The organism is Bradyrhizobium sp. SZCCHNRI1029 (genome assembly GCF_032487555.1).
Lineage (GTDB): Bacteria > Pseudomonadota > Alphaproteobacteria > Rhizobiales > Xanthobacteraceae > Bradyrhizobium.
In genome coordinates, this window is record NZ_JAUEUK010000008.1 from 89,210 (window position 1) to 108,707 (window position 19,498).

The 19,498-nt window shown below is 64.8% G+C and carries 15 protein-coding genes; 7 read left to right on the plus strand and 8 right to left on the minus strand.

Features of this window, described 5'->3' with window-relative positions:
- Window positions 1-19 precede the first annotated feature (19 nt).
- The 8 genes from QW861_RS22585 to QW861_RS22620 form a co-directional block, all read right to left on the minus strand.
- Window positions 20-1,243, minus strand: a complete 1,224-nt coding sequence (locus tag QW861_RS22585) for an ABC transporter substrate-binding protein (RefSeq protein WP_315713768.1) — start codon at window positions 1,241-1,243, stop codon at window positions 20-22.
- Between the two features lie 249 nt (window positions 1,244-1,492).
- Complete coding sequence (locus QW861_RS22590) at window positions 1,493-2,716, minus strand: ABC transporter substrate-binding protein (protein ID WP_315713769.1); 1,224 nt, start codon at window positions 2,714-2,716, stop codon at window positions 1,493-1,495.
- A 346-nt stretch (window positions 2,717-3,062) separates the two neighbouring features.
- Window positions 3,063-4,286, minus strand: coding sequence for an ABC transporter substrate-binding protein (locus QW861_RS22595; RefSeq protein ID WP_315713771.1), 1,224 nt, complete (start codon window positions 4,284-4,286; stop codon window positions 3,063-3,065).
- A 10-nt stretch (window positions 4,287-4,296) separates the two neighbouring features.
- Window positions 4,297-5,313 (minus strand): branched-chain amino acid ABC transporter permease, encoded by a 1,017-nt coding sequence (locus tag QW861_RS22600; RefSeq protein ID WP_315713772.1) that lies wholly within the window; start codon window positions 5,311-5,313, stop codon window positions 4,297-4,299.
- A 2-nt stretch (window positions 5,314-5,315) separates the two neighbouring features.
- A complete protein-coding gene (locus QW861_RS22605) occupies window positions 5,316-6,194 on the minus strand; it encodes a branched-chain amino acid ABC transporter permease (protein ID WP_315713773.1) in 879 nt (292 codons plus the stop codon).
- A 13-nt stretch (window positions 6,195-6,207) separates the two neighbouring features.
- The gene (locus QW861_RS22610) at window positions 6,208-6,921 is read right to left on the minus strand and encodes an ABC transporter ATP-binding protein (RefSeq protein WP_315713774.1); all 714 of its coding nucleotides are present in this window, start codon (window positions 6,919-6,921) and stop codon (window positions 6,208-6,210) included.
- On the minus strand, window positions 6,918-7,715 hold the full coding sequence (locus QW861_RS22615) for an ABC transporter ATP-binding protein (RefSeq protein ID WP_315713775.1): 798 nt from the start codon (window positions 7,713-7,715) through the stop codon (window positions 6,918-6,920). The genes QW861_RS22610 and QW861_RS22615 overlap by 4 nt, the downstream gene beginning before the upstream one ends.
- Before the next feature lie 66 nt (window positions 7,716-7,781).
- Window positions 7,782-8,666 (minus strand): IclR family transcriptional regulator, encoded by an 885-nt coding sequence (locus QW861_RS22620; protein ID WP_315713776.1) that lies wholly within the window; start codon window positions 8,664-8,666, stop codon window positions 7,782-7,784.
- Between the two features lie 212 nt (window positions 8,667-8,878).
- On the opposite strand from QW861_RS22620, the gene QW861_RS22625 reads away from it, so the two are divergent.
- The 7 genes from QW861_RS22625 (at window position 8,879) to glpK (ending at window position 19,490) form a co-directional block, all read left to right on the plus strand.
- Window positions 8,879-10,972: a 3-hydroxyacyl-CoA dehydrogenase NAD-binding domain-containing protein gene (locus QW861_RS22625; protein WP_316186652.1), complete on the plus strand. Its 2,094-nt coding sequence runs from the start codon at window positions 8,879-8,881 to the stop codon at window positions 10,970-10,972.
- Between the two features lie 178 nt (window positions 10,973-11,150).
- A complete protein-coding gene (gene pimA / locus QW861_RS22630; RefSeq protein ID WP_316172676.1) occupies window positions 11,151-12,815 on the plus strand; it encodes a dicarboxylate--CoA ligase PimA in 1,665 nt (554 codons plus the stop codon).
- A gap of 19 nt (window positions 12,816-12,834) precedes the next feature.
- Window positions 12,835-14,022: an acetyl-CoA C-acyltransferase gene (locus QW861_RS22635; RefSeq protein ID WP_315825956.1), complete on the plus strand. Its 1,188-nt coding sequence runs from the start codon at window positions 12,835-12,837 to the stop codon at window positions 14,020-14,022.
- A gap of 143 nt (window positions 14,023-14,165) precedes the next feature.
- Entirely contained in the window at window positions 14,166-15,356 is a 1,191-nt protein-coding gene (gene pimC, locus QW861_RS22640) for a pimeloyl-CoA dehydrogenase large subunit (RefSeq protein ID WP_315825957.1), read from the plus strand.
- 161 nt (window positions 15,357-15,517) lie between these two features.
- Complete coding sequence (pimD, locus tag QW861_RS22645; RefSeq protein WP_315713781.1) at window positions 15,518-16,660, plus strand: pimeloyl-CoA dehydrogenase small subunit; 1,143 nt, start codon at window positions 15,518-15,520, stop codon at window positions 16,658-16,660.
- A 275-nt stretch (window positions 16,661-16,935) separates the two neighbouring features.
- On the plus strand, window positions 16,936-17,709 hold the full coding sequence (locus tag QW861_RS22650; RefSeq protein ID WP_315825958.1) for an SDR family oxidoreductase: 774 nt from the start codon (window positions 16,936-16,938) through the stop codon (window positions 17,707-17,709).
- Between the two features lie 278 nt (window positions 17,710-17,987).
- Complete coding sequence (gene glpK / locus QW861_RS22655) at window positions 17,988-19,490, plus strand: glycerol kinase GlpK (protein WP_315825959.1); 1,503 nt, start codon at window positions 17,988-17,990, stop codon at window positions 19,488-19,490.
- Window positions 19,491-19,498: the final 8 nt, after the last annotated feature.

Consider the following 19,498-nt stretch of genomic DNA (forward strand, 5'->3'; position numbering starts at 1 on the left):
CCCGTCTGCCGTGCAGAGCCTATTTGAGCTCGCCGCTCATGACCTCGCCGAACAACTGCCAGCGCTCGCCCTTGAACTGCATCAGCTGCAGCTGCTCGATCGGCTGGAAGTCGTCCGGACCGGTGGTCAGCGTGATGCCGGGCAACAGCCCGCCCTGCGCAAACTGCTTCAGGCCTGCCGCCTGCTTCATGACATTGGCGCGGGTCAGTTCGTCGCCGCATCGCTTCAGCACCTCGACCATTGTGGTGGCGATGTTGTAACCGGTCAGCGCCGACGAATCCACGGGGTTGATTTCCGGCAGATATTTGGCGAGCAGCTCCCTGAACGCGCCGAGGCCCGGGTCGTTGGCCCATTGCGGATCGGACGCGTCCTTGGCATAGGCCGCCGAGATCACCCCTTGCGAGTTCTCGACGCCGGCCGGGCGCATCACGGCCGCGGTGGAGGCACTGACGTTCGAGATGATGGTCAGCGGCTTCCAGTTCATCTCGCCGAGCTTCTTGATCGCCTGGGCTCCGGACTTCGGCGTGGTAAACAGCACGACGATGTCGGGGTTGGCCGACTTCATCTTGACGATGTGCGACTCGATCGTGGGCTCGGCGATCTCATAGCTCTCCTCCAGCACCACACGGGAGGTGTCGCCAAGGCCGTCCTTGAGACCCTTCAGATAGTCCTTGCCCATGTCGTCGTTCTGGTAGAGCACTGCGATCTTGCCGGTCGGCTGCTGCGCGGTGAGATATTTGGCATAGATGCGGGCTTCCGACTGATAGCTCGGCAGCCATCCCATGGTCCACGGATTGGTCTTGGGCTCGTTCCACTTGGTGGCGCCGGTGGCGACGAACAGCTGCGGCACCTTCTTGGCGTTCATGTATTTCTGGATCGCCGTGTTGGGGGCAGTCCCGAGCACGCCGAACAGGAAGAGCACCTCGTCGCTCTCCACCAGTTTGCGCGCCTGCTCGACGGTCTTTGGCGGCGAATAGGCGTCGTCGTAGGAGATGAAATTGATCTTGCGACCGTTGATGCCGCCCTCGTCGTTGACCTTCTTGAACACTGCCGACATCGCCTTGCCGACCGAGCCGTAGGCCGAGGCGGGGCCGCTATAGGGCACGATGTTGCCGATCCTGATCTCGGTGTCGCTGGCGCCAGTGTCGTATTTCTTGTCGGCATGGGCGCTGCCGGCAACTGCGCCAGCCAGGGCGAGACCGAGCATGCTGGAGAGCGTGCGGCGGGTGAGGGCAGTGATCACGTGGGGACTCCTTCTCGGCCTTGGAGCTTGGCCTTGTTGTTGGATCCGCCCGCAAGGCGGGCGACTCGTTTCACTCCGGACGAGTCCCCATAGCGCAGCCGCGCGCTCGGCGTAACCGCCGCCGCTGCATGACCGCCTCTCTTTCAACTCCTAGCTTAAGAAATTCTTGGCAAAGACAGCAAAGATGCTTGGAGAGAGCGTCGCCTGCGGCGCGAGGCCGCAGGCGGCGGTTTCAACTGCGTCTCGTCGTTAGCCGCCGACGTCGGCGGAGATCACGTCGCCGAACAGCTCCCACTTCTCGCCCTTGAAGCGCATCAGTTGCAGCTGGCTGACGGGTGCGAAGTCGGTCGCCGAGGTGTTGATCGTGATGCCAGGCAGCAGCATCTCGGTGCGGAAGTTGCGCAGCGATGCGGCCTGCTTCATGACGTTCTCGCGAGTGAGGTCGTCGCCGCATTGCTTCAGCACCTGCACCAGCGTCTGGGCCACGCTGTAGCCGACGACGGTGCCGCCATCGAGTTTGTCGCCCTCGGGGAAATCCTTTGCCATGAAGTCGAGGAACTGTTTCATCCCGGCGTCATCCTTCCATTGCGGATCGGAGACGTCCTTGAGATAGGCCGCCGAGATGATGTCCTGCGAATTCTCATAGCCGGCCGGCTTCAGCACGCTGCCGACGGAGGCGGAGACGTTGTTGAGGACATGCAGCGCCTTCCAGTCGATCTCCTTGACCTTTTTGATCGCCTGCGCCGCAAATTTCGGCGTGGTGATGTTCACGAATACGTCGGCCCCGGTGGACTTGAGTTTGACAATGTGATTGTCGATCGAGGGTTCGGCGGTCTCGTAGCTCTCCTCCATGACGATCATTGAGGCGGCCTTGGCGCCAAGCCCATCCTTCAGTCCTTTCAGATAGTCCTTGCCGTAATCATCGTTCTGATACAGCACCGCGATCTTGGCGTCCGGCTTTTCCTTCAGCAGATATTTTGCGTAGATTCTGGATTCGCTCTGGTAGTTGGGCTGCCAGCCCATGGTCCAGGGGAAATCCTTCGGGTCGTTCCACTTGGTGGCGCCGGTGGCGACGAACAGCTGCGGGACCTTCTTCGAGTTCATGTATTTGTGGATTGCCGAGTTCGGCGGCGTGCCCAGCGAATTGAAGATGAACAGCACCTCATCGCTCTCGACCAGCTTGCGTGCCTGTTCGACCGTCTTTGGCGGCGAATAGGCGTCGTCATAAGAGATGAAGTTGATCTTGCGGCCGTTGATGCCTCCCTCGGCGTTGATCTTCTTGAAGTAGGCCGCTTCCGTCTTTCCGATGATGCCGTAGGCCGAGGCCGGCCCGCTATAGGGCATGATGTTGCCGATCTTGATCTCGGTGTCGGAGGCGCCGGTGTCGTACTTCTTGTTGGCGGCGATCGCGGAACTCGAGGCGAGGACGATGGCGGCAGCCGAGGCAAGGGCGGCCCGTCGCGTGATCATCATGGTGCGTTTCTCCCGTGTTGGTTCTGGATGACGTGCCGTGGCCTCCTTGACGGAAGCTCTCGTGTGTCGGGGGACTATAGCAGAGCCGCCGCGGCGTGGTTGCGACATCACGGCACGGTCCGTGTTTTATCGGTCCGCGTCCGCGCAACATCTGCGCAGTTGCGAGAAGTGCGCACAATTTGGGCGGGTGATTGCTCTGCGAGAACAGCCTGAGATCAGCTAAACGGTGTCTGTCCACCGTTCATGGCATCGTCGGTGCGACCTACGAAAAAGCCCTCCGCGCGGATGGCGCGGAGGGCGAGGTTGAGATCGGCACCGCTCTCGGCGGCGATGCTCGATTGCACGATTACTCGATGGCGCCGCTGATCGCCTCGCCGAACAGCTCCCACTTCTCGCCTTTGAACCGCATCATCTGCAATTGCTCGATGGGCGCGAAGTCGGTAGCCGAGGTGTTGATCTTGACGCCCGGCAGCAAGGTGTCGGGCGCGAAGTCCTTCAGGCTGGCGGCCTGCTTCATCACATTGGCGCGGGTGAGGTCGTCGCCGCACATCTGCAGCACCTTCACGAGCGTCTGTGCGGCGCCGTAGCCATAGACGGTCGAGCTGTCGAGCTTGTTGGCGTCGGGATAATACTGCGCGAGGAAGTCGAAGAACTTCTTCATGCCGGGATCATCGTTCCACTGCGGATCCGCAGCGTCCTTGGCATAGGCGGCCGAAAGAATCCCTTGCGAGTTCTCGAAGCCGGCCGGCTTGATCACGCTGCCGACCGAGGCCGAGACGTTGACGACCAGATGCGTCGGATGCCAATCGATCTCGGCAAGTTTCTTGATCGCCTGCGCCGCGAACTTGGGCGTCGTGACGCTGAAGAAGACGTCGGCGCCGGAGGCCTTCAGCTTGACGATGTGGCCGTCGATCGAGGGTTCGGAGGTCTCGTAGCTCTCTTCCATGACGATCATGGACGCGGCCTTGTCGCCGAGGCCATCCTTGAGGCCCTTCAGATAATCCTTGCCGAAATCGTCGTTCTGGAACAGCACGCCGACCTTGGCGCCGGGCTTGTCCTTGAGCAGGTACTTCGCATAGATGCGGCCCTCGCTCTGGTAGCTCGGCTGCCAGCCCATGGTCCAGGGGAAGTTCTTCGGGTCGTTCCACTTGGTTGCGCCGGTGGCGACGAACAGTTGCGGGATCTTCTTGCCGTTGAGATATTTCTGGATCGCCGAGTTCGAGGGCGTGCCGAGCGGGTTGAAGACGAACAGGACCTCGTCGCTTTCGACCAGCTTGCGCACCTGCTCGACCGCCTTGGGCGGCGAATAGGCGTCGTCATAGCTGACGAAGTTGATCTTTCGGCCGTTGATGCCGCCCTCGGCGTTGATCTTCTTGAAATACGCCTCCTCGGTCTTTCCGATCACGCCGTAGGCGGACGCCGGCCCGCTATAGGGCATGATGTTGCCGATCTTGATCTCGGTATCCGACGCGCCGGCGTCGTATTTCTTCTGGGCGAGTGCTGCGCCCGAGGTGAGGGCGATGACCGCCGTCGCGATCGCGGCGATTCGTAGTTGTTGAACGACCTGCAAGAGTTCCTCCTTAGTTCTTTCTGAGTTTGCCGAGCAGCTGCTGCGCCACCATCGCCACCTGCCGCGAGCCGTGCGGCACGAGGAAGATGACGAGGAACAGCAGCACGCCGAACACCGCGCCGGACAGGCCCTTCGAAATGCCTTCGGCGATGTTGGGAACGAAGATGATGAAGGCCGCGCCGACGAACGATCCGGGCAGCCAGCCGACGCCGCCGACGACCATGCCGAGGAACAGCGAGATCGCGAGAACGATCGTGTAGCTGTCGGGTGCCACGAACTGCACGGCGATGGCGCCGAGGCCGCCGGCGACGCCGGTGATGCCGGCGCTGACGCCGAACGCCAGCGTCTTGTAGGTCGCGACGTCGATGCCCATGGCGGACGCTGCGATCTCGTTGTCGCGGATCGCCATGAAAGCCCGCCCCGAACGCGAGCGTAATAGGTTCACCGAGAACACGTAGATCGCGATCGTGATCGCCAGCGTGAAGTAGTACAGCCACATGTCCTGCGACATCGGCAGGCCGAACGGCGCGTCCGGCTTGGTGACGACGAGGCCCTGCACGCCGCCGGTCCATTCCTCGAAGAAGCCGAGCTTGAGGATCTGCGGCATCGCGGTGGCGAGCGCGAAGGTGGCGAGCGCGAGATACACGCCCGAGAGCCGCAGCGCCGGTTGGCCGAACAGGAAGCCGAAGCCGAAGCAGATGACGCCGGCGACCGGCAGGGTCAGCGCGTAGTTGACATTGTACTGCTCCATCAGGATCGCCGACGTATAGGCGCCGACCGCATAGAACGCGCTCTGCCCGAGAGAGAACTGTCCGGAGCCGCCGGTCAGGATGTTCAACGCCAGCACGGCGAGTCCGTAGATCAGGAGCATCGTCATCTGGAAGATGATGAAGTTCTTGACGAACAGCGGAACCACGAGAAGCAGAAGCACGACGACGAAGGTGGTGCCGGAACTCAAGGTCATGGCCCGCTTCGGAACGGCATCGACCGCGGGCGCCTGGGATGCGATGTCCTCGACTGCGCTCATGATCAGACTCGCTTCACGATGTTGCGGCCGAACAGGCCGGCCGGTTTGATGACTAGGACGGAGATGATGAGGGCCAGTGCGATCGGCAGCTTCATCTCATTGCCCACGTGGGGAATGTAGGTGCCGGCGAGATTCTCGAAGATGCCGACCAGGAAGCCGCCGAGCACCGCACCGAAGGGGCTGGTGAGGCCCCCAAGCACGGCCGCGGCGAAACCGTAGATCAGCACGCCGCCCATCATGTTGGGCTCGAGGAACACCACCGGCGCGATCAGCATGCCGGCGATCGAGCCGATCGCGGCCGCCATGCCCCAGCCGAGCGCAATCATCCAGGAGGTGTTGATGCCGACCAGCCGCGCCGATTCCGGCAAGGCTGCGGCCGCGCGCATCGCAAGTCCGACACGGGTGTACTGGAAGAAGAAGTACAGCCCGATCAGGAGCAGCAGGGTGATGCCGATCATGCCGGCCTGATGGGTCGAGATCAGCTGGCTGCCCAGGAACGGCGAGGAGCCGAACGGCGTCGGGTACTGCTTGATGGTGAAGTCCCAGATCAGCCCGGCGCAGGAGTTGATGATCGAGAACAGCGCGATGAAGCCGGCGACCTGGGTCAGGATCGGCGCCTTGGTCAGTGGCTTGAACAGCACCCGCTCGATCACGATGCCGCCGGCGAAGGAGAAGGCCAGCGTCACCACGAAGGCGACCCAGTAGGGCAGGCCCCATTGCATCAGCTGCCAGGAGATGAATGTCGAGAACATCGCCATCTCGCCTTGCGCAAAGTTGAGATGGTCGATGGCCTGGTAGATCATCACGACGGCGAGCGCCATGCAGGCGTAGATCGCGCCCGTCGCAATGCCGGCCAGGACCTGGTTGGTGAAGAGCTCCATTGTCCCGCCTCCGTTAGTAGCCCAAATAGGATTTGCGGACGTTCTCGTCTTTCGCGATGTCCGAGGCCGCGCCCGACATGACGATGCGGCCCGTCTCGATCACATAGGCCCGATCGGCGAGCTCGAGCGCGAGCTGCGCATTCTGCTCGACCACGAGGATCGAGACCTTTTCCTCGCGGTTGATCTTGCCGAGGATGCCGAAAAGGTCGCGGACCACCAGCGGTGCCAAGCCGAACGACGGCTCGTCGAGCAGCATCAGCCTGGGTCGCAGCATCAGCGCGCGGGCCACCGCCAGCATCTGCTGCTCGCCGCCGGATAAGGTGCCGGCCTGCTGGGTGTGGCGTTCCTTCAGCTTGGGGAAGTAGGAGTACATCCGCTCGATGTCGGCGACGATGCCCGCCTTGTCGCTGCGCGTGATGGCGCCGAGCTGCAGGTTTTCTTCCACCGTCATGTTGGTGAAGGTGCCGCGGCCCTGCGGCACGTGCGCGATGCCGAAGCGCACGATGCTCTCGGTCGATTTGTTGTTGAGCGGCTTCCCCTCGAACTCGATCGCACCGGTCGAGCGCACCATGTTGCAGATGGCGCGCAGGGTGGTGGTCTTGCCGGCGCCATTGGCGCCGAGCAGGGTCGTCAGCGAACCCTCGTTGAGGGAGAAGGAGAGGCCGTGCAGGGCCTGGACCTGGCCGTAATAGGCGCGCAGGTCCTTGACGTTGAGCAGCGGCGTCATTGATCCTTGCTCCCGAGATAGGCCTTGATGACGTCGGGATCGGCCTGCACCTGGGCGGGCGTGCCCTCGGCGAGCTTGCGGCCGAAATTCAGCGCCACGACGTGGTCGGCGATCGACATCACCAGTCCCATGTGATGCTCGACCAGCAGCACGGTCACCTTGCGGTCGTCGCGAATGCGCCGGATCAGATCGCCCAGCACATGGACTTCCTCATGATTGAGCCCGCCGGCGGGCTCGTCGAGCAGCAGGATCTTGGGATCGGCGGCGAGCGCGCGCGCCAGCTCGACGCGCTTCTGGGTGCCGAACGGCAGCCCGGACACGGTCTTGTGCGCGACCTCCTCGAGGTCGAGATAGGCGAGAATTTCGTGAACCTTGGTGTTGACGGAATTCTCGCTGCGCCGGACCCAGGCCAGACGCAGCGAATCCGAGATGATGTCGCTGGAGGTGCGCGCATGGGTGCCGACGCGGACGTTGTCGAGCACGGAGAGATTGGGAAACAGCGCGACATTCTGGAAGGTGCGGCCGATGCCGATCTCGGCAATGCGGTGCGGCGGCCGCTTCAGGATGCTGTGGCCTTCCATCAGGATGTCGCCGGAACTCGGCTGGTAGAGCCGGCTGAGGCAGTTGAACAGGGTGGTCTTGCCGGCGCCGTTCGGGCCGATGAGGCCGAGGATCTGACCCTCGCGCATCTCGAACGAGACGCCGTTCAGCGCCACGATGCCGCCGAACACGACGCTGACGTCGCGGACGACGAGCAGCGGATCGTTGGTCTGGGCGAGTTGTGCCTGCGTCATCTCGTCTCGCCCCTCCCCAAATCGTTCAGGTCAGGACGCGGCGCCAGCCGACCGCGATGATGCAGGCTATCTGATACCCTCGGCAACACGGGCAACTTTTCCTCCTGGCTTCGGCTTTTTATTGAGTTCTTTGTTTGATGGGCTGCTTGTTTGATTAGTTGACGGCGCGAGGCCGCCGAGCGCCGCTTCGATGTTCCTTACCATCGCGACGAGACGAGGTCCAATGTCGGTGCGCAAGCGCTCTTCCGTGAAGCGGAATGCCGGTGCTCCGCAATTCACGGCGTAGGGACCGGTTCCGTCGTTCAGCCGCAACGCGACGCCGACCGCATGAACGTCGTCCTGCCATTCGCCGGCGGAGATCGTGAAGCCATATTTCGCGACGGTCTCGCCGGCGCGCTCGATGCCGTCGCGGATCTTCGGCCAACGGCTGCCGTAATGCTCGCGCATCTCCCGCATCAGCGCGGCGCGGTCCTCGTCCGGCAGCGCCCAGATGTAGGCGCGGCCCATCGCGGTCGTTGCAATCGGAATGCGCGAGCCGACGTCGAGTTGAACGTTGATGACGCCGTGACGGCTCTGGCCGAAATAGATCATGCTCAGCCGGTCGCGGCCGCCGATGGCGACCGCGCCGCCGGTCTCGCGCATCAGCTGCTCGCGGAACGGCTCGGAAAGATGGCGGATGCCCAGATTGGCGAGCGCGGCGTAGCCCAGCGCCAGCGCCGCTGGGGCCAGCTGGTATTTCTCGAAGCGCGGCACCGGGGTGAGATAGCCGAGCTTGGTGAGCGTGTAAGTGAGGCGCGAGACCGTCGCCTTCGGCAGGTTGGTGCGCGCGGCGATTTCCTGATTGCCCAGCAGGCCGTCATTCGGCCGGAACGCCCGCAGCACGTCGAGGCCGCGCGCCAGCGCGACGACGAAGCTCCGATCGGTCGCGGGTTTCTTCCCTGGGCGTTTCATGTCATCGGCTGTTGATTGATGAGCCTCGTTGACAACGCTCGTGCTTCAAAATAACCCTGGATGTCAAGATGTGGAATTAGATTTCGCACTGCGGAATTGATGTTCGGCAGCGGGTAGACGCAAGCAAGGCTGATACTCTGCGCAAATGAAGAGCCAAGAATTGGCCGGTGCGTTAACCGGCCGCAAAGAAACGACATCCAAGGAGCTTACGCGTGAGCGAAGTGGCAAAGCTTGACCGTCATGACATCATCGGCATCGTCACCATCGACAGCCCGCCCGTCAATGCGCTGAGTGCCGCAGTTCGCGGCGGCATCCTGGACAACGTCAAGGCGGCGATCGCCGATCCCGCGATCAAGGCGATCGTGCTGACCTGCGGCGGCCGTACCTTCATCGCCGGGGCCGACATCACCGAGTTCGGCAAGCCGCCGAAGCCGCCGGCGCTCAACGACGTGCTGAGCACGATCGAGAACAGCCCCAAGCCGGTCATTGCGGCGATTCATGGAACGGCCCTGGGCGGTGGTCTCGAAGTGGCGCTCGCCTGTCATTATCGTGTCGCCACCAAGGAGGCGAAGCTCGGACTGCCCGAGGTGAAGCTCGGCCTGCTGCCGGGCGCGGGCGGCACCCAGCGCCTGCCGCGCGCCGTAGGCCCCGAGCTCGCAGTCAAGATGATCGTCGGCGGTGATCCGATCGGCGCAGCGGAAGCGCTGAAGGCGGGCCTGATCGAGGAGATCGTCGAGGGGCCGGCATCGGGCGGCGAAGCCTTCGCGCGCAAGGTGGTGGCGGAGAACCGTCCGCTGCGCAAATTGCGCGATGACGATTCCAAGCTGGCGGCCGCCAAGGCCGATCGCACGATCTTCACCAGTGCGGTGGCGGCGATCACCAAGAAGTCGCGTGGGCTCGAGGCGCCGTTCGCGGCGGCCGACGCGGTGGGCTACGCGATCGACCTGCCGTTCGACGAGGGCCTGAAGAAGGAGCGCGAAGGTTTCCTCAAGCTGCTTACCAGCGATCAGTCCAAGGCGCAGCGCTATGCGTTCTTCGCCGAGCGCGAGGCCGCCAAGATCGCCGGCGTGCCCGAGGGCACCAAGGGCCGCAAGGTCGAGCGCGTCGCGATCATCGGCGCCGGCACCATGGGCGGCGGCATTGCGATGTCGTTCGCCAATGCTGGCATTCCGGTCACGCTGATCGAGACCGCCGAGGAGCAGCTGAAGCGCGGCATGGGCGTCATGCAGAAGAACTGGGAGGCGACCGCCGCGCGCGGCGGCATCCCGGCGGATGCACCGGCCAAGCGCATGGCGTTGATCGACGGCAAGGTCGGTCTCGAGAACGTCAAGGACGCCGACCTCGTCATCGAGGCGGTGTTCGAGACCATGGCGGTGAAGAAGGAAGTGTTCGGCAAGCTCGATCAATATGCAAAGCCGGGCGCGGTGCTGGCCTCGAACACGTCCTATCTGAACATCGACGCCATCGCCGCAGAGACCAGCCGGCCGCAGGACGTGCTCGGCATGCATTTCTTCTCGCCGGCTAACGTCATGAAGCTGTGCGAAATCGTGCGTGCGGAGAAGACGGCGCCGGATGCGCTCGTCACCGCGGTGTCGATCGCGCGCAAGATCGCAAAGGTGCCGGCCGTGGTCGGCGTCTGCGACGGCTTCGTCGGCAATCGCATGCTGGCGCAGCGCGGCAAGCAGGCCGAGAAGCTGTTGTTCGAAGGCGCGCTGCCGCAGCAGGTCGATGCGGTCGTCACCAAGTTCGGCATGCCGATGGGCCCGTTCGCGATGGGCGATCTCGCCGGTCTCGACATCGGCTGGCGCTCGCGCAAGGACCGCGGCATCAAGAGCGAGATCGCGGATGCGCTGTGCGAGGCCGGCCGCTTCGGCCAGAAGACCGGCAAGGGCTATTACAAATATGAGGCGGGCTCGCGCGCGCCGCTGCCGGATCCCGATGTCGAGAAGCTGATCGGCGAGACGCTCGCCAAGCTCGGCCTCAAGCGGCGCGCGGTCAGCGACGAGGAGATCCTCGAGCGCATGATGTATCCGATGATCAACGAGGGCGCGAAGATCCTCGCCGAAGGCATTGCCGCGCGTCCGTCCGACATCGATGTGGTCTGGCTGTACGGCTATGGCTGGCCGATCTATCGCGGCGGCCCGATGTACTGGGCCGACAGCGTCGGCCTGAAGCACATCGCCGAGCGGCTGGCGTTCTATGCCAAGGAGACCAATGATCCCTCGCTCGAGCCGGCGCCGCTGCTGAAGCAGCTCGCGGAGGAAGGCAAGACGTTCGCCTCGCTGGCGCAGGGGAAGGCCGCTTGAGGCTTTGCCCTAGCTCCGTGCACAGCTGCGCCCCCCTCCCCCTTGCGGGGAGGGGTTGGGGGTGGGGGGCCGCAACGGCAGTCTCGCCCGGAGCCACCCCCCTCCCTGGCCTTCCCCCACAAGAGGAGAGGGAACGGGAAGAGCGGGGCCGCCTTACGGCAAGAAACACAGAGTCCGCATGACCCATCCTGGCGAACAGTTCTATCCCGAAGGCGTCCGCTGGGACGCGCCGATCGCGCGTGGCACCTTGCCAGATCTGCTGGCAAAGGCGGTCAGTGACTTCGGCGATCGCGACGCGCTGGAATTCCGCGACCGCCCCGTCACCTTCAAGCAACTCGCGGCGCTCGTCGACCAGGCTGCCGCCGCGTTCCTGCGAGCCGGTTTTGGCAAGGGCGCGTCGATCGCGCTGTTCCTCGGCAATACGCCGGATCATCCGATCAACTTCTTCGGCGCGCTCAAGGCCGGCGCCCGCGTCGTGCACCTGTCGCCGCTCGATGGCGAGATCGCGCTGTCGCACAAGCTCAGCGATTCCGGCGCACGCATTCTCGTCACCTCGAACCTGTCGGCGCTGCTGCCGACGGCGCTGAAGTTCCTCGAGAAGGGCCTGCTCGACCGCCTGATCGTCTGCGAGGATGATCATTGGGGCAAGGTCGGTACGTCACAGACGCCGTTGCCGGATAGCTCCGCCGTGACCACCCATCGTGCCTTCGTCGAGGGCGCCGTGGCGCCGGCAGCGTGGCCGGCCATCTCGCCCGACGACGTCGCCTTGCTGCAATATACCGGCGGCACCACCGGCCTGCCCAAGGGCGCGATGCTGACCCATGGCAATCTCACCTCGGCAGTGTCGATCGCCGAAATCTGGGGCCGCGCGACGCGCGCGAACGGCAACGGCTCCGACCGAGTCATCTGCGTGCTGCCGCTGTTCCACATCTATGCACTGACGGTGGTGCTGCTGACCTCGCTGCGTCTCGGCAGCCTGATCTCGCTGCACCAGCGCTTCGACTTGGAAGCCGTGATGCGCGACATCGAGGTCAAGCGCGCGACCTATTTTCCCGGCGTGCCGACGATGTGGATCGCGATCGCCAACCTGCCCGATCTCGACACGCGCGATCTGTCGTCGCTGACTAGCGTTGGCTCCGGTGGCGCGCCGCTGCCAGTCGAGGTCGCGCGCATCCTGGAGCGCCGCGTCGGCATGAAGCTGAAGAGCGGCTGGGGCATGACCGAGACCTGCTCGCCCGGCACCGCCCATCCCAAGGGTGGCCCGGACAAGCCCGGCTCGATCGGGATCACGCTGCCCGGCATCGAGATGGACGTCGTGTCGCTCGAGGATCCCGCAAAGGTGCTCGGCGTGAACGAGGTCGGCGAGATCCGGATCAAGGGGCCGAACGTCACCAAGGGCTATTGGAACCGGCCGGACGAAACGGCGCAGTCGTTCGTCGGCGATCATTTCCTGACCGGCGACATCGGCTATGTCGACGCCGACGGTTTCTACTTCCTGGTCGACCGCAAGAAGGACATGATCATCTCCGGCGGCTTCAACGTCTATCCGCAGATGATCGAGCAGGCGATCTACACCCATCCGGCGGTGCAGGAGGTCATCGTGATCGGCATTCCCGACGCCTATCGCGGCGAGGCGGCCAAGGCCTTCATCAAGCTGCGCGACGGCTTCGCGCCGTTCCCGGTCGAGGATCTCCGCGCCTTCCTCACCGGCAAGCTCGGCAAGCACGAGCTGCCGGCGGCGGTCGAGTTCGTCGACGAGCTGCCGCGCACGCCGGTCGGCAAGCTGTCGCGTCACGAACTGCGCCAGCAGCAATCACCCACGTCTCACAGCAAACATCCGTAACAACAACAGGAGGTCGCCCATGACCGATGCCGTCATCGTTTCCACCGCCCGCACGCCGATCGGCAAGGCCTATCGCGGCGCGCTCAATGCCACCGGCGGCGCGACGCTGCTCGGCCACGCCATCGGCGAGGCGGTCAAGCGCGCCAAGGTCGATCCGGCCGAGGTCGAGGATGTCGTGATGGGCGCAGCCCTGCAGCAGGGCTCGACCGGCGGCAACATCGCGCGCAAGGCGCTGCTGCGTGCCGGCCTGCCGGTGTCGGTCGGCGGCACCACCATCGACCGCCAGTGCGCCTCCGGCCTGCAGGCGATTGCGCTCGCGGCGCGCTCGGTGATCTTCGACGGTGTCGAGATCGCAGTCGGCGGCGGCGGCGAATCGATCTCGCTGGTCCAGAACGACAAGATGAACACGTTCCAGGCCACCGATCCGGCGCTGCTCGAGATCAAGGGCGACGTCTACATGCCGATGATCGACACCGCCGAGATCGTCGCCAAGCGCTACGGCATCTCCCGCGAGCGCCAGGATGAATATGCGCTGGAGAGCCAGCGCCGCACCGCTGCCGCGCAGCAGGGCGGCAAGTTCAACGACGAGCTGGCGCCGATCTCGACCAAGATGGCGGTCACCGACAAGGCCACCGGCAACGTCTCGTTCAAGGACGTCACCCTGTCGCAGGACGAAGGTCCGCGCCCCGAGACGACGGCCGAAGGTCTCGCCGGCCTCAAGGCCGTGCGCGGCGACGGCTTCTCGATCACCGCCGGCAATGCCAGCCAGCTCTCCGACGGCGCCTCCGCCTGCGTGATCATGAGCGACGCCACCGCGGCGAAGCGCGGCCTGCAGCCGCTCGGCATCTTCCGCGGCTTCGTCGCGCATGGCTGCGAGCCCGACGAGATGGGCATCGGCCCGGTGTTCGCGGTGCCGCGTCTATTGAAGCGCCATGGCCTGACCGTCGACGACATCGGCCTGTGGGAGCTCAACGAGGCGTTCGCCGTGCAGGTGCTGTACTGCCGCGACAAGCTCGGCATCGACCCCGACAAGATCAACGTCAATGGCGGCGCCATCGCGGTCGGCCATCCCTACGGCATGTCGGGCGCGCGGCTCACGGGCCACGCGCTGATCGAAGGCCGCCGCCGCAAGGCCAAGTACGCGGTGGTGACGATGTGCGTCGGCGGCGGCATGGGCGCCGCCGGCCTGTTCGAGGTGCTGCAATAGGTCTTCGTCATTCCGGGGCGCGCGGAGCGCGAGCCCGGAATCCATACTCACGATGGTGGTTATGGATTCCGGGTTCGCCTCTTCGAGGCGCCCCGGAATGACAGCTCGATTTGTCGACGAATATATACACACGGGAGGATCCGATGGATCTTGCATTCACGAAGGAAGAGCAGGCGTTCCGCGAGGAAGTCCGGCAGTTCTTCAAGGACAATGTCCCGCCGGAGACCCGGCGCAAAATGATCGAAGGCCGCCATCTGTCGAAGGACGAGATGGTGACCTGGTGGCGCATCCTCAACAAGAAGGGCTGGGGTGTCTCGCACTGGCCGGAGGAATATGGCGGCACCGGCTGGACCTCGGTGCAGCACTACATCTTCAACGAGGAGTTGCAGGCCTATCCGGCGCCGCAGCCGCTCGCCTTCGGCGTCAGCATGGTCGGCCCCGTCATCTACACTTTCGGCAACGAGGAGCAGAAGAAGAAGTATCTGCCGCGCATCGCCAATGTCGACGACTGGTGGTGCCAGGGCTTCTCCGAGCCGGGCTCGGGCTCCGACCTCGCATCGCTGAAGACCAAGGCCGAGCGCCGCGGCGACAAGTGGATCATCAACGGCCAGAAGACCTGGACCACGCTCGCGCAGCACGCCGACATGATCTTCTGCTTGTGCCGCACCGATCCGTCCGCGAAGAAGCAGATGGGCATCTCCTTCATCGTCTTCAGCATGAAGTCGAAGGGCGTCACGGTGCGTCCGATCCAGACCATCGACGGCGGCCACGAGGTCAACGAGGTGTTCTTCGACGACGTCGAGGTGCCCATCGAGAACCTGATCGGCGAGGAGAACAAGGGCTGGGACTACGCCAAGTTCCTGCTTGGCAATGAGCGCACCGGGATCGCCCGTGTCGGCGTCTCCAAGGAGCGTATCCGCCGCATCAAGGAGCTCGCCGGCAAGATCGAATCCGGCGGCCGTCCGGTGCTGGAGGATCCGTCGTTCCGCGAGAAGCTCACGGCCTGCGAGGTCGAGCTGAAGGCGCTCGAGCTGACGCAACTGCGCGTCGTCGCCGACGAGGGCAAGCACGGCAAGGGCAAGCCCAATCCGGCGTCCTCGGTGCTGAAGATCAAGGGCTCCGAGATCCAGCAGACCACGACCGAGCTGCTGATGGAGGTGATCGGCCCGTTTGCCGCGCCCTACGACGTCCATGGCGACGACGACAGCAACGAGACCATGGATTGGACCGCGCAGATCGCGCCGAGCTACTTCAACAACCGCAAGGTCTCGATCTACGGCGGCTCCAACGAGATCCAGCGCAACATCATCGCCAAGGCGGTGCTGGGGCTTTGAGTTGCTGTCATTCCGGGGCGCCGCGAAGCGGCGAGCTACGACGCGCAGTTGCGCGTCGGAGAATCCATAACCACCATCGTGAGTATGGATTCCGGGCCCGCGCCTTGCGGCGCGTCCCGGAATGACGCCGATGATGAATTCCGGGTACGAGGATAGAGAGCATGGATTTTGATCTCACCGAGGAGCAGCGTCTCCTCAAGGACAGCATCGACGGCCTGCTGGCGGATGCCTACGATTTCGACAAGCGCAAGCTGTACATGAAGGAGAAGGGCGGCTGGAGCCGCGCGATGTGGTCCAAGCTCGCCGAGCAGGGCCTGCTCGGTCTGCCGTTCTCGGAAGACGACGGCGGCTTCGGCGCCGGCGGCGTCGAGACCATGATCGTGATGGAGGCGATGGGTCGCGCGCTGGTGCTCGAGCCGTATCTCGCAACCGTGGTGCTGGCCGGCGGTTTCCTCCGTCATGGCGGCTCGGCGGCGCAGAAGGCCGCGCATCTGCCTGGGATCATCGACGGCAGCAGGACGTTTGCATTCGCCCAGCTCGAGAAGCAGTCGCGCTATGACCTGTTCGACGTTGCGACGTCTGCGAAGAAGAAGGGCGATGGCTGGGTCATCGACGGCGAAAAGTTCGTCGTGCTCAACGGCGAGAACGCCGACACCTTGATCGTGACCGCGCGCACCTCGGGCGGCCAGCGCGACAAGTCGGGCATCGGCGTGTTCATCGTGCCGGCCGACGCCAAGGGTGTCACCCGCAAGGGCTATCCGACCCAGGACGGTCTGCATGCCGCCGACATCACCTTCACCGGTGTGGAAGTCGGCGCCGACGCCGCGATCGGCGATCCGGTCAATGCCCTGCCGCTGATCGAGCGCGTTGTCGACGAGGCCCGCATCGCGCTGTGCGCGGAGGCCGTCGGCCTGATGGACGAGTCGCTGAAGACCACGGTCGAGTACATCAAGACGCGCAAGCAGTTCGGCGTCGCGATCGGCTCGTTCCAGTCGCTGCAGCACCGGGCGTCCGACATGTTCGTCGCGCTGGAGCAGGCCCGCTCGATGTCGATGTTCGCGACCATGGCCGCCGAGTTCGACGACGCCAAGGAGCGCGCCACCTCGATCGCCGCGGCCAAGGTGCAGATCGGCAAGTCGGCTAAGTTCGTCGGCCAGCAGGCGATCCAGCTCCATGGCGGCATCGGCATGACCATGGAGGCCAAGATCGGCCACTACTTCAAGCGTCTGACGATGATCGAGAGCACCTTCGGCGACACCGACTACCACATGCGCCGCGTCAGCGAGGCGGGCGGGTTGATCTAGAAAGCTTTGTCGTTGCCGGGCTTGACCCGGCAACCCATCGCTTTCTGAAGATGGATGCGCGGGCCTTCGCCGCGCCGAAGGGGCTTCGGCCCCGCAGGCGGGTCAAGCCCGCGCATGACGGATTTGAGAGGGCTACGCTGCCGGTGTCGAGCGGCTCCGGAGTGATTTGATCAATCGAGCCGTCATTGCGAGCGAAGCGAAGCAATCCAGGGCGGTATGCTTGATCTGGATTGCGTCGTCGCTTCGCTCCTCGCAATGACGCGGAGGAAGCAGACATGACCCCCAATCCCTTCGACCTCTCCGGTCAGGTCGCCGTCATCACCGGCTCGAGCCGCGGAATCGGCCGGGCGTCGGCGGAGCTGCTCGCGCAACTCGGCGCCAAGGTGGTGATCTCCAGCCGCAAGCCGGACGCATGCGAGGAGGTTGCGAGCGCCATCCGCGCCAATGGTGGCGAGGCCCACGTCATCCCCTGCAACATCTCCCGGCGGGCCGAGGTCGACGCGCTGATCGACGGCGCCGTGAAGCATTGCGGCCAGGTCGACATCCTCGTCTGCAATGCTGCGGTCAACCCGTATTACGGTCCGCTGCTCGACATCACCGACGAGGCCTTCGACAAGATCATGGCCTCCAACGTGAAGAGCAATCTCTGGCTCTGCGCCAAGGCGATCCCGCCGATGGCCGCGCGGGGCAAGGGCTCGGTCATCATCGTCTCCTCGATCGGCGGCCTGCGCGGCTCGACCGTGATCGGCGCCTACGGCATCTCCAAGGCCGCCGACTTCGCGTTGTGCCGCAGCCTTGCCGGCGAATGGGGGCCGCACGGCGTGCGCATCAATTGCGTCGCGCCCGGCCTGATCAAGACCGATTTCGCCCGCGCGCTGTGGGAGGACGAAGCCCGCCTGAAGCAGCGCTGCGCCACCACCCCGCTGCGTCGCATCGGCGAGCCGCACGAGATCGCCGGCGCGGTCGCCTACCTCGCCTCGGACGCGTCGACCTTCATGACCGGCCAGACCATCGTCGTCGACGGCGGCGTGACAACGGCCGCGGTGTAGCCTTCGTATCCGAGCGGCGGAGCTGATCGCGGGTGTTCACCCTCCCCTGGAGGGGGAGGGTCGCCTCACGACGAGCGAAGCGAAACGTGAGGCGGGGTGGGGTGATCTCTCCACAATCGCCATCGCCCGTGGCTCACCGCACCCCGCTCGCCCGCTGCGCGGGCGACCCTCCCCCTCCAGGGGAGGGTGGATAGACACGTGCCGCTCCACCTTGACCTCGCCCGCCCGATCCGCTTGCTTGTCGGCCCAACGTCGTCAACCTACCGGGAAGAAAACCCATGTCCTTCGTGCTGGCCATCGATCAGGGCACCACGTCCTCGCGCGCGATGGTGTTCCGCTCCGACATCTCGATCGCCGCGGTCGCGCAGCAGGAATTCCCGCAGCATTTCCCGGCCTCCGGCTGGGTCGAGCACGAGCCGGAGGACATCTGGACCTCGACGGTGATGACCTGCCGCGATGCGCTTGAGAAGGCGGGACTGACGGCCAAGGACATCGCGGCGATCGGCATCACCAACCAGCGCGAGACCACCGTGGTATGGGACCGCGCCACCGGCCAGGCCGTCCACCGCGCCATCGTCTGGCAGGACCGCCGCACCGCCGACATCTGCGCCGAGCTCAAGGCCGATGGCCACGAGCCGGATGTCAGCGCCAAAACCGGCCTGATCATCGATCCCTATTTCTCCGGCACCAAGGTGGCATGGATTCTCGACCATGTGCCGGGCGCGCGCGAGCGCGCCGAACGCGGCGAACTGATGTTCGGCACCGTCGACTGCTACCTGCTGTGGCGGCTGACCGGCGGCAAGGTGCATGCCACCGATGCCACCAACGCTTCGCGCACGCTGCTGTTCAACATCCACACCGGTGCGTGGGACGAGACGCTGCTGAAGCTCTTGCGCGTGCCGCGCTCGATGCTGCCCGAGGTGAAGGATTCCTCCGCCGATTTCGGCACCACCACGCCCGATCTGTTCGGCGGCCCGATCAAGGTCGCGGGGATCGCCGGCGACCAGCAGGCGGCCACCATCGGCCAAGCCTGCTTCACGCCGGGCATGATGAAGTCGACCTACGGCACCGGCTGCTTCGCGCTGCTCAACACCGGCGCCACGCCGGTGAAATCGAACAACAAGCTGCTGACGACGATCGCCTATCAGCTCAACGGCGTCAGGACCTACGCGCTCGAAGGCTCGATCTTCGTCGCCGGCTCGGCCGTGCAGTGGCTGCGCGACGGGCTCGGCATCATCAAGCATGCCGCCGAAACCGGCCCGCTCGCCGACAAGTCCGACTCGATGCAGTCGGTCTATCTGGTGCCGGCCTTCGTCGGCCTCGGCGCACCGTATTGGAATCCGCGCGTGCGCGGCGCGCTGTTCGGCCTGACCCGCAATACCGGCCCGGCCGAGCTCGCGCATGCCACGTTGGAGAGCGTGTGCTACCAGACCTACGATCTGTGGGCCGCGATGCGCGCCGACTGGCCCGATGCGTCCGCCGCCACGATCGTGCTGCGCGTCGACGGCGGCATGACCGCCTCGGACTGGACCATGCAGCGTCTCGCCGACCTGCTCGACGCACCAGTCGACCGTCCCATGATCCAGGAGACCACCGCGCTCGGCGCCGCCTATCTCGCCGGCCTCCACGCGGGCGTCTATCCGGAGCCGGAAAAGTTCGCCGACAATTGGCGGCTCGAGCACCGCTTCCGGCCGGCGATGAGCGCGGCGACGCGAGAGCGCAAGCTCGCCGGCTGGGCTCGCGCCGTGAAGGGGGTGCTGGCGAGCGACGAGGGCGAGTAGGGCGCTCG